At 74.3% G+C, this 13,807-nt stretch carries 12 protein-coding genes; 6 read left to right on the top strand and 6 right to left on the bottom strand.

Going from position 1 to position 13,807, the window contains the following annotated elements:
- Positions 1-197 precede the first annotated feature (197 nt).
- Together ACFY07_RS21890 and ACFY07_RS21885 are read left to right on the top strand one after the other, a co-directional pair.
- Entirely contained in the window at positions 198-686 is a 489-nt protein-coding gene (locus ACFY07_RS21890) for an ATP-binding protein (RefSeq protein ID WP_390870790.1), read from the top strand.
- Between the two features lie 212 nt (positions 687-898).
- Entirely contained in the window at positions 899-1,102 is a 204-nt protein-coding gene (locus ACFY07_RS21885; RefSeq protein ID WP_390870788.1) for a hypothetical protein, read from the top strand.
- A gap of 289 nt (positions 1,103-1,391) precedes the next feature.
- On the opposite strand, the gene ACFY07_RS21880 is transcribed toward ACFY07_RS21885, so the two are convergent.
- The 6 genes from ACFY07_RS21880 to ACFY07_RS21855 all read right to left on the bottom strand — a co-directional run bounded on the left by ACFY07_RS21880 (position 1,392) and on the right by ACFY07_RS21855 (position 5,367).
- Positions 1,392-2,471 carry a CU044_5270 family protein gene (locus ACFY07_RS21880; RefSeq protein WP_390870786.1) on the bottom strand — a complete coding sequence of 360 codons (1,080 nt, stop codon included), beginning with the start codon at positions 2,469-2,471 and terminating at the stop codon, positions 1,392-1,394.
- Positions 2,464-3,021: an RNA polymerase sigma factor gene (locus tag ACFY07_RS21875; protein ID WP_390870895.1), complete on the bottom strand. Its 558-nt coding sequence runs from the start codon at positions 3,019-3,021 to the stop codon at positions 2,464-2,466. Before ACFY07_RS21875 ends, ACFY07_RS21880 begins: the two co-directional genes overlap by 8 nt.
- Positions 3,022-3,505: 484 nt before the next feature.
- The gene (locus ACFY07_RS21870) at positions 3,506-4,003 is read right to left on the bottom strand and encodes a hypothetical protein (protein WP_390870784.1); all 498 of its coding nucleotides are present in this window, start codon (positions 4,001-4,003) and stop codon (positions 3,506-3,508) included.
- Positions 4,004-4,128: 125 nt separating this feature from the next.
- Positions 4,129-4,476: a hypothetical protein gene (locus ACFY07_RS21865; RefSeq protein WP_390870782.1), complete on the bottom strand. Its 348-nt coding sequence runs from the start codon at positions 4,474-4,476 to the stop codon at positions 4,129-4,131.
- Between the two features lie 28 nt (positions 4,477-4,504).
- The gene (locus ACFY07_RS21860; protein ID WP_390870780.1) at positions 4,505-4,909 is read right to left on the bottom strand and encodes a hypothetical protein; all 405 of its coding nucleotides are present in this window, start codon (positions 4,907-4,909) and stop codon (positions 4,505-4,507) included.
- A complete protein-coding gene (locus ACFY07_RS21855; RefSeq protein WP_390870894.1) occupies positions 4,906-5,367 on the bottom strand; it encodes a DUF4259 domain-containing protein in 462 nt (153 codons plus the stop codon). The genes ACFY07_RS21860 and ACFY07_RS21855 overlap by 4 nt, the downstream gene beginning before the upstream one ends.
- Positions 5,368-5,556: 189 nt before the next feature.
- On the opposite strand from ACFY07_RS21855, the gene mobF reads away from it, so the two are divergent.
- The 4 genes from mobF (at position 5,557) to ACFY07_RS21835 (ending at position 13,693) form a co-directional block, all read left to right on the top strand.
- Positions 5,557-8,721, top strand: coding sequence for a MobF family relaxase (gene mobF, locus ACFY07_RS21850; RefSeq protein WP_390870778.1), 3,165 nt, complete (start codon positions 5,557-5,559; stop codon positions 8,719-8,721).
- A 615-nt stretch (positions 8,722-9,336) separates the two neighbouring features.
- Positions 9,337-10,074, top strand: coding sequence for a DUF6193 family natural product biosynthesis protein (locus ACFY07_RS21845; RefSeq protein WP_390870776.1), 738 nt, complete (start codon positions 9,337-9,339; stop codon positions 10,072-10,074).
- Between the two features lie 365 nt (positions 10,075-10,439).
- On the top strand, positions 10,440-11,192 hold the full coding sequence (locus tag ACFY07_RS21840; protein ID WP_390870774.1) for an SDR family NAD(P)-dependent oxidoreductase: 753 nt from the start codon (positions 10,440-10,442) through the stop codon (positions 11,190-11,192).
- A gap of 734 nt (positions 11,193-11,926) precedes the next feature.
- The gene (locus ACFY07_RS21835) at positions 11,927-13,693 is read left to right on the top strand and encodes a TerD family protein (RefSeq protein ID WP_390870772.1); all 1,767 of its coding nucleotides are present in this window, start codon (positions 11,927-11,929) and stop codon (positions 13,691-13,693) included.
- Positions 13,694-13,807: the final 114 nt, after the last annotated feature.

The following is a 13,807-nucleotide window of genomic DNA, read 5'->3' as shown; positions in this document are numbered from 1 at the left end:
CGACGGATCCGTACCCCCGGTCAGTCCAGGCGGTGCGCCGTCGCTCCTACCGTTGTTCCACGATGAGCACACGGTATGTGGCTGAGAGTAGTCCCTGTCCTGGTGCGCAGGGCCGCTGCCGACGATCCGGGCATATGCCCGTGTTCGTCCGGCCTCGCACGCCTCGACGGTGCCCGGAGCCCTACGCAGGGGGAGCAGTGCGCACGACGACAGAGCACGTCCAGACCGGGGAGAACGCGTCGCGTACAGGCGGTCCGCAGCGGTCCGGCGCTACTTGGCAGACGGCCTTCAGTCCGTCCCCCGGGGCCGTCGGGCAGGCCCGCGCCCTGGTCCGCCGGGAGCTGGCGGCGCGGGGGGTCACCGGGGACACCGCGGAGGACGCCGTCCTGGTCGTCTCCGAGCTGCTGACCAACGCGGTCCGGCACGCAGACCACCGGCAGGGCGCGGTGGAGCTGGCGGTCACGGCCTGCGGCGGCGACGTCCTGGTGGAGGTCACCGACCCGTGCCCGCGCCGGCCGGTGCTGCCCGCCGGACCGGCACCTGCCGCCGGTCCGCAGCAGGAGGGCGGGCGCGGCCTGCCCCTCGTCCACGCCTTGGCCGAGGCGTGCGGGGTGCGCGGCCAGGGGCCGGGCAAGACGGTGTGGGCGATCCTGGCCGGCTCGGGCGGGGGCGAGGCGGTGTGCTGAGCGCCATGGCCCAGGGCCTACCGGGAGCCGGCCGGGCAGCGCCTTGACGACTGCCCGTTCCTCCCGCCCCGGTTGGGCGTGGCTGCGGGGCTGCTGACGCAGCAGCCCCGCACTGACCCGAAGAGTCCCAAGCTCTGGCCCGGAGCGCTGTGTCCGCCCGTACACCCCGGTCGGCTTACCGCCGCCGACCATCGACACCGGAAGAAATCCCGATGCTGCACGTTTCAGAGCCGCACGCGGCCGCGCACCCCGTACCTGCCGAGCACGCAGAGCTGATCCGGATGGCGCACGCCGGACAGCTCCAGCCTTGGCACTTCGCCCGCATGGCGCAGATCGCCGTCACCCACCCGCAGCTGTTCTCCGGGTTGGAGCGGGGCGCGCCCGAACTCTCCCGCCCCTCGGCTTCCGCCCTGTAGAGCGCCCCGTCCCGCTTCGCTTCGGAGAGCTCTGTCCAGTTCGGATCCACGCCCGATTCCACCGCCCCCGCTGTCCCAGCGGCCGCCCGGCCTGTGCCGCGGGTCGAGCCAAGAGGCTGTCGACGCTCCCGCAAAACTAACCCCGTAGCGGTCCCGCACTATTGACCCCCTTGATCACTCTTGGAGGGTGCTGGAAGTGGAGGACTGGGCAGATGATCAGTGACTTCGGATTCACCTGCTCGTACTGCGGCGAGCAGCATGCGGGGTGCCCGCCGATATCCCCGATACTTCAGTGGGGATGCGCCGTCGGCGTGGCTTGCCGGCCGGGGTGGGAGACGATGCCGGTCGCGGTGCGTGCGTACGCTGACGAGGCGGGGGATCCTGGCCAGTCCTGACGGCTGCCCAGGTATGCATGTGTCCGCGGGTCCATGATCAAGTATTGCCGGGCTGCGGGTTCACCTGGTGTGGTGAACTCGACGGCTACTCCTGGGCGGCCCATCGCGTCCTTTATCGGGCGGCCGAGCAGGCGGGCGTTGGGGGTCTGCGCCAGCGCCCGGAAGAGGGCCGCGCCGACGCGGGGCGGAACAGCGGGCACGTGTTCGAGAATGCCCAGGATGGCGGCGACCTGGAGGGCGGGCGGCGGGACCGGCCCGCGGCCGAGGATGAGGCCGTTCTTGCCGATCCTGACCATGGACGCCGACGTGTCCTGGAAGAAGGGGTCGCGAGCCAGCGCCTCCAGCAGGGCATGCGGCTCCGAGGGCAACCGGGACAGCTCACGGTAGGTTCGTGGCAGATCGTCGGTGTACCGGCTGGGTGTCTTCTTGGGCCCGTCCTCGTCGCGCACGACGACCCGGTGGTCCGGTCCGGAGAACGCCCACTGGCGTCCGTCGCCGCGATACCACGTGACCCGGTCGCTGCAGGTCGCCTCGCAGGCGACGCCGGCCACATAGACCCACTGGTCCGGGCCCGGTACCTGCGCAGCGTGCTGCTCGGCGGTGAGTGCCGCCGCCGCCAGCACCGTGGCCACGGTCTGCGGCCGTGCCGTGCTGCCGGGACGGGTGACGGCCGGGAGGCCGGGTCGCAGGGCGAAGACTCCGGCCGTCACGGCCGCGGCGGTCACCGCAGCGAGGAGCGTGCGACGGACCAGCCGAGGCGTGGCAGGAGACCCTTGCGAACATCGACGGTGCCGGAACGGTGGGCGGGCGGTGGTATCGGCGGCCGAAACCTTCCCGGTCGCGGTCTCGGCTGCCATCGCGTCCATCAGCGCCCGACGGCCGGCGACGAGACGCGCCGGGTCCGCGGACGGGGCATCGGCCCGCAGCATCCGTACGACGGACAGGTCAGTGGCCACATCGGTCGGCTCAGCCACGGCTGGTCTCCTCGGGATCCTCTGTCATGAACGTGGGGTCGACACCGCCGAGAGCCGCGCGCATCCTCCTGCGGGCCCGGTGCAGGCGGGAACGGACGGTGCCCAGCGGAACATCGAGGGCGGTCGCCACTTCCTCGTACGAGAAGTCGGCCCAGGCGATCAGCAGAAGCACGTGCCGGTCGCGGTCGCTCAGCGCCCGCAGCGCGGCAGCCAGCCGGGAACGCGCAGCCGCCGCGACGACCCGGGTGTCGGCGGCATCCGACCAGGACTGCGCCACCGGGTCCACACCGGTCCTGGCCAGCGCCCGGTAGGCGCGCAGCTCGGACCTGCGGTGCTTCGCCATGACATTCACAGCGATGCCGTACAGCCACGGACGGGCCTGCGGCCGTGCAGTGTCGTACCTGGCCCGGAGGCGGAAAGCGATCAAGAATGTCTCGCTGACCACGTCGTCGGCCAGACTCGGGCCGAGCCGGCGCAGCACGTAGTGATGCAGGTCTGCGGCATGCCGGTCATAGAGCCGGGCGAACCACTCGGGCTCCGACAACGACATCGCGATCAGCGCCGCATCGTCGCAGTCGGCCACCGCAGGCGGAGGGTGAGCAGTAGAGGCGATCACAGGACTCTGTTCTCCAGGAGAGACGGTGAGCGCTCCTCGGCACTCGCTCCTTCTTTCCCGGAGGCCACTCCCGGGTTCACGCACACCCTGCGAAGCCGACCCCATGAGCGTGGTTCCTGACGGTTGCGCAGGGGTCCGCGGGGGATGTGGCCACGACTTCTGCCGGTAGCGCTCGGGGCTCCTCCGCCAACCGATGCCGCGAGTTGGGAACTGTTGCCGTGTCACCGCACTGTCGGACCGGACCGATGACAGTCGGAGAGGCCGGCGGGGCCTGGGGCCTCTGCCCGAAGCCTGCCACGACGGCACCGCTTACCGGGAATCGGCCCTGGCCGGCCCGATACGGGCCGGCGCCCCTGTTGCCCCCCTGGGCTACCTCAGCCGTCACCGGCGACACGGTCGCACCAGGTAGGTGGGGCGCTCAGTGCGCCGGCTCCTCCTGCAACCGGTCCTCCGCCGCAGCGCTGTGCCCCGGTCCGCTCTGCCCGGGCAGAGCGGCCGGCGCCGTTCCGCTGGGTTCGGCCCCCGTCGGTGCCGCGCGCCGCTGCTGGGCCCGCTGCTCGTGCTCCCGTCTGATCCGCCGCACCTCCGGCAGCGGCATGCCCAGTCGTCCGGCGGCCTCGACCTGACCCACGCCGGTCTCCAGCATGTCGAGCACCAGGGAGTCCGCCTGCTCGCGCAGTGCCGTCAGCGGCGCCTCCAGCTCCTCGCGCAGCCGGGCCAGGCGCTCGTCCGCCGCACGCCGGCCCCGCACCAGGTCCTCCTGCAGCAGGAGGTACTCCGCCGCGATCCGCTGCCGCGCCTCCTCCCGCACGACGTACTGCGCCGCCTGCAGCCGCGCCCGCTCCCGCGCCTCTACCCGGCGTGAGGACCGCCGCCGGCCTCCGGCCTCCCGGTCGGTGCCGTGCTCCTCGGTCATGCGCACTCCTCCCGTCGCTGTTCAGCCACCCATGGTCGCCGCGGGCTGCGGCGCCGGGCGGGCCGCCGCGCGGCGCGGTCACCCGCCCGGCGGGCGCGGCTCGAGGCAGGGGAGTGCGTGTGCCGTCAGGACCGGGGTGCGCCGCCGTCCGCTGCCGCCGAACCGGTGGTCAGGTCGAGCAGGAACTGGGGCCCCGGCAGCGCCGGTGTCCATCCTCGCCCGAGTGCGGTCCTGACGGTGTCGGCGACCTCGCCCGGCAGGACGGGTGTGCTCTGCCGGCCGAACCAGTTGTCGGTACGGACCCGGTCCGTCGTGACCACGAGCACGGCGCCGGGGCGCGCGGCATGCTGGACCGCGTACGTGCAGGGCCACCAGCACATGGCCTGGGAGTAGGTCGGCCTCCGCCGCACCCGCCACAGGTAGGCGGTGCCGTCCACCACGATGCGCCGCGCACCCTTGCGGTTGAGCGCCATGCTCCCTCTCCTTCTCCCTCGCCGGGAGTCAGTCGGCCGGGCCGGTCACGCGGTCCCGGAACTCCTGGAACGCGTGCCATCCCGAGGACTGCCGCGGCGTGATCAGGTCTCCCTCGGCGAAGTCCAGCACCCGGCAGCCCAGGGCGTCCGCCAGGCGGAAGACGGGGACGAGCACGTCATCGCCGGAGCCCCGGATGTGGAGCATGACCGAGTCCACGGGATCCCTCCAGCCGATATTGAGCCCCAGGGACCAGGTGGGCCCGACGAGTTCGCCCCAGGCGGGGTCCGACAGGTCGGCCTCGGGGAGGACCTGGCGCACGATGGCCAGGACGTCCTGCAGCCGGCCCAGCGGCGGCGAGGCGTATCCCTTCGGCACGTCCTGGACCGAGGCGGCATCGTCGGGCAGACGGAGGAGAAGGACGTCCCAGATCATGGTCGACCTTCCAGACGGAGAACGGGCGGCACCGCATGGCTGCGGGACGGGTCCGCCGGCAGTCGGTGGGCGAGGGTGCGGCGGATCCGGTGGACGCCCACCTGCCAGGGGGCGCCGTCCGACAGTGCCCAGAGCTCCGGCAGTTCGGACGGCTCGGTCATGACGCGGTCGAGGGCCCGGACGGCGAGGCCGCGCAGGCCGGTGAGGCCGGACAGGGACTCCTCGAGACCGCAGCCGGGACCGGCGGGTTCGCCTCCGGGACACTGGGCGGCGACCAGTGCGGCCGCGGCCACGGCCTCCTGGGGGGTGTCGGCGTCGAGGCATCCGACGGTGCCGGCCGCGCGGAGCAGCGCGCCGCGCAGGAGGTCCTCGCGCGCGTCGGGGGCCGCCCTGTCGAGCGCGTCGCAGACGTCCGCCGCGGTGTCGTTGTCGAAGGGACCGGTGTCCCAGGTGCCCATGTCCGTCTCCCGGTCGTGGTGGAACCCGGGCATCGTTGCAGGCACCGCCGACACCGGCCGTCCCGCGCCGAGGCGCTCCCGCCGCCGGACGGCCGCAGGAAGGTGAGGTGTGGTCGTATCACCCCTTCGGTCCCGATACGACCACACCTCATGCATTCCGTCCGGTCGGCGGGTTAGCGTCGCGGTGTGATGACCGTCCACAAGCTCAGCGCGGGGGACGGCTACCTGTACTACCTGCGGGAGACCGCGACCGCCGACGTGCGCCGCGCGGCCGCGCGCACCCTCGAGGAGCACTGCACCCCGGGCGGCGGTCCGCCGGGGGTGTGGACCGGCTCCGGGACCGCCGAGCTGGGGGTGTCCGGCACCGTCACCGAGGCCCAGATGCGCGCCCTGTACGGCGAGGGGCTGCACCCGGACGCCGACCGGATCGTCGCCGAGCGCCTCGCCGCCGGCGACCGCCCGGAGCAGGCCGTGCGCGCCGCCCGGCTGGGCCGCCGCTACTACCGCTACCGCATCCGCGCCGTCCCGCACCGGAGCGCTGCTGCCGCCGGCGGACCCGGGCCGCGGCCGGACGACCGGCCCTCCGCGCCGCCCGCGGAGCGCCCGACTGCACCCGACCGGGCGGGCATTCCTTCCTCGGACGGGCCGCACGACGACGGCCCCGCCTACCGACCCGACCCCGCCCGCGGTGTGCGCGGACCGCTCGCGGTCGCCGGGTACGACCTCGTCTTCGCCGCGCCGAAGAGCGTCAGCGTGCTGTGGGCCCTCGGCGACGAGGACACCTGCCGGACGGTGGAGCAGGCCCACGACCGCGCCGTCGCCGACACCCTCGCATGGATCGAGCGGCACGCCCTGATGACCCGGACCGGCGCGGGCGGGGCCCTCCAGGAGGAGGTCGTCGGCGGCCTGGTCGCCGCCCGCTACCGGCACTACGACTCGCGCGTCGGCGACCCGATGCTGCACGACCACGTGGTGGTCGCCAACAAGGTCAAGGGACGCGACGGCGTCTGGCGCAGCATCGACGGCACGCTGCTGTTCCAGATGAACGTCCCGGCCTCCGAGCACTACAACCAGCGCGTCCTCGAGGAGCTCTCCCGGCGCCTGGGAGTGGCGGCCGAACCCCGCCAGGCCACCGCAGGAAGGCGGCCGGTGATGGAGGTCGCCGGCATCGGCGCCGACCTGATCCGCGCCCACTCCCGGCGCTCGGCCGACATCCGCGCCCGCGCCGGCGAGCTGGCCGACCGCTACGCCGCCGCGCACGGCTGCGAGCCCTCCGGCACGGCCCGCCTGGTCCTGCTCCAGCAGGCCACGCTGGACACCCGGCCGCCGAAGGAGCACGCCCGCCCGCTCGCCGGGCTGCGCGCCGACTGGCGCCGCGAGGGGGTCGCGACGTTCGGCGCGGACCGCATCGACACCTTGCTGGAGCGCGCCCGGGCCGCCGCCGCCCCCGCACCGTGGGCGGAGCCGGACGTGCGGCGGTTGGCGGAGGCTGTGCTGGAGACCGTCAGCGCCCACCGCGCCGTGTGGCGGCGCGGCCACGTCCTGGCCGAGGCGCGCCGCCGGGTCGTCGCCGCCACTGGCGGCCGCGGCGCGTTCCCGGGACTGGCCGAACGGCTCACCGACCACGTCCTGGTCCGGCTCTGCACCGACATCACCCCGCCCCTCCCCGCACCGCTTCCCGGGCCGCGGGCCGGTGCTGCCGACCGGCGCGCGGCCCGGCGGCGCGGCAGTGAGCTGTACACCTCGGCGGCCGTACTCGCCGCCGAGGAGCGCCTGATCGCCGCGGCCCGGACCCCGGCACGCCCGCCGGTCGCCGCCGCAGCCCTCGACGCGGTGCTGACCGCCCGTACCGGCCCGCCCGACCCCGAGGCGGCGCGCCTGGCACGGGCCCTCGCCACCGGCGGGCGGCTCCTCGCGGTCGCCCTCGAACCGTCCGGACCGGCCCGGCAGGGCGCGCTGCGCCTGCTCGCCGAGGCCGTCCGCACCGCCGGCGGCCGCACGGTGGTGCTGGGCCCCACCGTCGCCGCGGCACGCATCCTCGCGGCCGGGACCGGCGCCGAGCCGTTCGCCCTGGACAACCTGAAGCAGGCGACCACACCTGACCGAGCAGACCCACCACGCAGGCCGGATCCGGCCGACCAGAGCCCGGCCGGTACCGCCGCCAGGGCACCCCGCAGCGTGCGCTACCGCCCGGCCTCCGGCGACGTCGTGGTCGTGGACCGGCCCGGCGAGGCGGGCTGCCGCCGCCTGGCCGCACTGGTCGAGGAGGCCCGGCGGGCCGGCGCCCACGTACGGCTGCTCGCAACCCCCGCCCAGCTCGCCGCCCCGGCCGCCGGGAGCGCGCTGCGCCTGCTCCTCGGACGGGAACCCCTCGAGCCGGACGCCGCGGCCGGCCCGGAGGACACCGGCCGACACATGCCGCCCACCCCCGCCAGGACGACCGCCCACTCGTCGGCCGAGGGCGGCACCTGTACGCCTCCGTACCCGTCTCACGGTGCCGCCGGTCTCCACCCGCAGTCCTCCGCTGCTGCACTCGCTCTCTGGCAGCATCACGCCGCTGCCGGGCACACCGTGCTGCTCATCGCCGCCGACGAACCCGCCGCCGTCGACCTCAACCGCCGCGCGCAGACCTGGTTCCTGGACCGCGGACGACTGGACACCTCTCGCGCCGCCGCCCTGCCCGCCGGGCAGCAGGCCTACGGCGGAGACCTGCTCGTCACCCGCCGCACCGTCCGCACCGCCGTGCTGCTCGGCGGCAGGGACTTCGTCCAGGACGGCGACCTGTGGACGGTGCAGAAGGTGCACGCCGACGGATCGGCCACCGCCCGGCACACCCGCCACGGCGGCCGCGTCCGGCTGCCCGCCGACTACCTGTGCCGGCACGCCGCCCTCGGCCACGCCTGCACCGCCGACCGCCTCCCCAGGACCTCAGACTCCCTCGAAGCGGCCTTGCGCCTCGCCGCGGCACGCGCCTGCACGGAAGGGGCCCTCGCCGTGTCGGCGCGAGACTCCGGCGGCATCCGGCTGCATGGGGTGCAGGCCTTGGCGAAGGACCTGGCGCCAGTCAGCCCCACCTCCGACGGCATGCCGCCTTCCACCGCGCACGAGCCCGCTCCGCCCTCCACCACGGCGGCACGCACCGCAGGCTCGGAGCCGCCCGCTTCGCCGCCCGCGGACGGCTGGCGGGCCGTCGCCGGCAGCAAGCCGCAGGCCTCGGCGTCCACCTGGCGGTCCGGCCGCCCCGCGCCGCAGGAAGCCGCCGCACAGCGCGGAACGCAACGCCGACAGCGACAGGAGGAGCGACGCCGTGACGACCGGCCGCGTCCTCCGGACGACCGCGGCCCCGGGCGCTGAACAACGCCCGCTTCCGGCAGCACCCGCACACATCACCCATTGCCCCTATCGGGCTTCGGCACAGCCGCCTGGCACCCGATCTGCGACTGAGCGAGGCAGAGCAGTTCAAGGGAACGGCGGAGACCGCAGGCATCCCGACGAAGGGCAGCGGCGATGTTCTCCACGCCGACTGCCGTGCCCCACCGCGCGGGCCTCTCGCGGCCGCACGGAGCGGCGGCGCCACCCCGGCCGGATCCCCAAGCGGCCGGGCCTGGGTAGAGGGCGACCCCCCGCGCCGCCGGATACGGGCCCGATGCCCGCGACGAGCACGAGGACTACCTGGACGACTACCGCCAGGCCTTCGGTGCGGCCGGGGACGAGGTCTGAGACCTGGAACGCGGGCGGGGCGCGGTCCACATCAGCGACCACGGGTGCGGGATGACCGGCTGACTCATCGTCGTCGGTCCGCACCGCGGAGAGCTCCGTGCCCGGAACTGCCAGGTCAACCCGCCCTTCGAGCCGTACGGCTACCGGCGCTGGAGCTCACCTCGCCGGACCTCCGCAGCCGGCGAAGCCCCGCGGCGGACTGATCCGAAGCGATGCCCCGGCACGGCGGCTACAGCATAATCGCGGTCCATGGCCACCTCCCCTGACCCCGCCGCTCTGTACCCCGACATCGCAGCTCAAGGCAGCCTCGGCGCGGCATTCCAAACCATCGCGGCCCAGGGCGGCTTTTTTGTTCCGTTCACGGTCTCGGAGTCCGACCCGCTGCGCTACGCCGTCGTCACCAGCACGGTTCGGCACCGGAAGCCCCTGGCGATCACCGCCTGGGCGGTCGAGCGACGCTGGTCGATCCGCGGGTGCGAGTCCCTCCAAGACCTGGCCCTCGTCGAAGGCGACACACAGGACCTCGCCCAGATCATCCAGACCGCGCAGGCCTGGCACGACGGGACGGGACTGGCCGGTATCCGCCGAGCCGCGCCGTTCGTGCACCTGGCCGGCCGCTACAAGGTGCCCGACCACGACCCGGTGCGACTGACCGACTCAGAGTGGCAGCACCTGCGCACCGAGGCCACCGAGACGGAGTGGCCCGAACACCGCGCGCTCGTCGAAGCTGCGTACGCCGAACCGGCGCTGCGGATGCTCTACCCCTTCACCAGCCACTGGACGCTGCGGTTCTCCACGACCACCCGCCCCCGCCTGACCGTCGTTCCGATCTGCCTGGACGCCGCCCGCCGGGAGGGCCGGTACACCGTCAGCGCCCGCATCGCAGGCAGAACCCTCGCCGAGACGACGACGGCGGAGGAGGCCGTGGCGGCGGCTCTGCACCACCTGCCTCCCGGCCTCGGCCCTGTCACGTCCGGAACCGCCTGAACAGGCTCTGGCTCACTTTCGGTGGTAACGCATAGCAACTTTTCTTGCGATACGTGATCGCAGCAGGTGAAGGGCGTGCAGGGTGCGGCTCGCTTGACGGGTGGCACGGCGTGAGGCGTTTCCTTTCGTCGCCGTCACCGGCGATGGAAGGGCGCCGACCAGTGGGGTAGCGGCCATCACTATGCGTTACCACCGAAAGTGAGCCAGAGCCGATTACGGGACAGAGCCGCTGGCTGTACAGACCCCGCTGGCGCCGGGCCGTAGGCCCGGGTACCCGGCGGAGCGGGAGCGAGGGTGCAACCGGGTGAAGCCGCCCGGCCGCCGCACTAGGCTGGCCACGACCGACGGTTGACCAAGGGGGCGGCGTGCCGGAGCGGCTTGCGGTGGTGTCGGGCGGCGGCACGGGCATCGGCAAAGCGATCGCCCGGGAACTCGCCGGCTGCGGGCACCGGGTGGCCATCATCGGACGCCGCGCCGAAGTCCTTGCCGCCGCGGCCCGGGAGATCGACCCGGTCCGCATACTGCCGGTGGCGGCCGACCTGACTGACCCCGCCCAGGTGACCGCGGCCGCCGCCCGGATCGCCGAGCATGGCCCGGTGGACGTGCTGGTCAACAATGCCGGCGCCGTGACCACCGCGCCGGCCGACGACTCCCTGGAGGCGCTGGCGGCCGGCTGGCGCCGCGACCTGGAGACCAACCTGCTGACCGCGGTCCTGCTCACCACCGCCCTGGGGGAGCAGCTGCGCCGCCCCGGCGGGCGCCTGATCATGATCAGCTCGTCGGCCGCCCAACGCGGCGGCAGTGGCCCGTACTCGGCCGGCTCCTACGCCGCCGCCAAGGCCGCCATGCACGGCTGGGCCCTGGGCCTGGCCCGCCAGTGGGGGACCGAGGGCATCACGGTCAACGTGCTGGCCCCCGGCTACATCGCCGACACCGAGATCTTCGGCGAGCAGTGGACACCCGAGTTCCACGCGGTCAAGGTGGCCGACACCCTGGTCGGCCGGGCCGGCACCCCCACCGACGTCGCCGCCGCCGTCGGCTACCTCGCCTCACCCGCCGCCGGCTACCTCACCGGCCAGATCATCGGCCTCAACGGCGGTGCCGTACTGGGTCGCTGAGACCCCGGATGCGCGCACCGCCCGTCGTCGGCACGACACTGCTCGGCCCTTCGCATCCTCGGCCCGCAGCACAACGGCGACCGGGGGAGCGGCACCGATGACAAATCCGCGGGTGCGCGTGGTCGACCACGCCCGCGGTGGGCGTGACAACGGCATCGGCACGGGTCCGGCCGACTGCCGTGCCGGCCTGGTGCTGTCCGTGGCCATTGGTGCGCGGATCTACACCGGCATTGACACGGCTGGTGCCGGTCCCTGGGCGGCACCAGCGCCAGCCGGCTGGTCAGGCACCTGCCGCGGCCGGGCGTGCTCGGCCAGAGCGACCGGGGTTGACGACACGCTGGGACGCCCCGAAGCCGCCCGGCTCTTTCACCCGGGCAGGTGGCGCCCCGCCAGGTCACCGTGAAGGAGGCGTTCGATGGCGACCACCTCGACAGGCCGCTGCCGGAGCCGATGGAGTTCACTGCGGCGACCCCGGACGACAGCGCTGCCTGGCAGCGAGGTCTGATGACAATGACGTGCTCGGTCAGTCGTGTGGCTCCGCGCTCCGCGTCGGAGTTCGCATCCTCCCCTGGGCTTGTGCTGCGAAGCGGCTCTTGCGGCGCTGTCGCCGGTGAAAGAATCACGAATGGAGGTGGGGCGTGATGGGTTTCGGTTTCCGGGTGGGGATTCCGGGGATGAGCGTGCGCGTGTCCACGCGCGGAGTGCGAACCTCGGTGGGGCCGCGGATCGCACGGGTGAGCGTGGGCAGCGGGGGAGCGCGGGTCTCCAGCGGTCTGGGCCCGTTCTTCGCCTCGAGCTCGCTGGGCGGCGGCCGCCGGCGCACCACCAGCCGCCGCACCACCCGTGCGGTGGCTCCCTCGGCGGCGCAGTTGGAGCGGGCCCGCCGACAGGCCGAACGCGTTCAGCAGGAGGCCGCGCGCCAGGCCGCGATCCGGGACCTGCACGAGCTGCGCCGGCAGACCACCACCGTCCACCTGCAGGTGTTCCCCCCGGCCCGTCCGCCGCAGGTCCCGCCGCCGCCCCCACTGACCCTGCCCTGGTCGCTCGCGGAGGCCCGGGCGTTCCACCTGCAGGGCATCGGTCGCCTCGCCCGCGGCCAGCGCGCCGCGGCCCGGGAGGCGGCCGAACGCGACGCTCCCGGCTACCTCGCCGCCGAGACCGCGCGCCTGCGCGCGGTTCACGGCCACCTGGCCGACCAGGCCGCGCGCTGGTGGACCTCCCTGACCGGCAACGACGAGGCCACCGTGTGCGAGGCCGTGAACACCGCCTTCGCCGACAACCCCGCCGCGGGCTGCGCCGTCGGCGTCGACGGCACCGTGCTGTCGGTGGTGCTGCGCCAGCCCGACCTGGACACGCTGCCCACCCAGGCCCCCGGCCTGACCCCGGCCGGACGCCCCACGCTGAAGACCCTGACCAAACGCGACCGCACGCTGTGGTGGCTGACCTGCATGGGGTCCCACGTCATCGCCACCCTCAAGGAGGGCTTCGCCACCGCGCCCGGCATCACCGCGATCGACCTGGCCGTCCTGACCCGCCTGCCCGACACCCAGCGCCTCGGCTTCGTCGCCTACGGTCGCTGGACCCGCCACGCGGTGGAGACCACCTCCTGGCGCACCCCCGAGGACGCCCTGCGGTTCCTCGACATCGGCCAGGACGTCGCCTGCTCCGTCACCACCACCGCGTCCGGGAACCTGTCCAGCACCATCAAGCCTCTGGACACCACCCGCACACCGGGCCTGCAGGACCTGCTCGACCACGCCCAGGACGACGCCGAACCTGGGCAAGTCCCGCTCGCCGGCCTCGACACCTCCCTCGCCGGCCCCGACCCCACCGCGACGCCGCACCCGCCCCATGACCCCTACCGGCTCGCGCCCTTCGCCGCCTGGAAGCAGGCCGTCGCCGCGGGCAGCCCGCCCAGCGCCCCGAGCGGCTGCGGCGCGCCCGCCCCCGCGGCAGACGGCCAGGTGCGGCTCGCCCCCGGCCAGAGTGTCGACCTGCCCGACGAAGCCCGGCAAGGCCTGCACCTCACCTTCCGCTTCACCGGCGCCGACGCGGACCTGTCACTCCTGCTGACGGGCAGCGACGGCCGGGTGGCCCGCGACGAGGACTTCGTCTTCTACAACCAGCCCACCTCCGCCCACGGCGCCGCCCGCCTGCTCGGCAAGCACACCGACGGACCGCACACCACCGAGCAGGCCCTGATCCACCTGTCCGCACTCCCCGACGCCGTCCACCGCGTCGTCGTCTGCGTCACCATGGACGTCGACTCCGGCCTGACCTGCGGCGCGCTCACCCGCGCGACCCTGTCCGTTCAGGCCGGGCAGGGCCCGTCTTGGAGGTTCGAGGCGCCCGCGGACCCGGCCGTCCGCGCCATGGTCGTCGCCGAGCTCTACCGCCGGCCCGTCGACGGTCGGCCCGCCTGGAAACTGCGGGCCGTCGGCCAGGGATGGGCCGACGGACTGGCCGGCCTGGCGCGCGCCCACGGTGTCGACGTGGACTGACGGCCGACGCGGCAGCGCCGGTCTCTCAAGCGCGAGCCCGCCGCGGCCGCTGTCACGCGGTGGACGAGGGCCGCGGCCCGCCAGCTGATCAGCGCTCCGGCCGGCGCCCGATAC

Origin of the sequence: Streptomyces sp. NPDC001380, from assembly GCF_042895785.1 — a bacterium.
GTDB lineage: Bacteria > Actinomycetota > Actinomycetes > Streptomycetales > Streptomycetaceae > Peterkaempfera.
The sequence above is the reverse complement of the archived record's forward strand: the minus strand, read 5'-3'. Positions and strand labels throughout refer to the sequence as shown.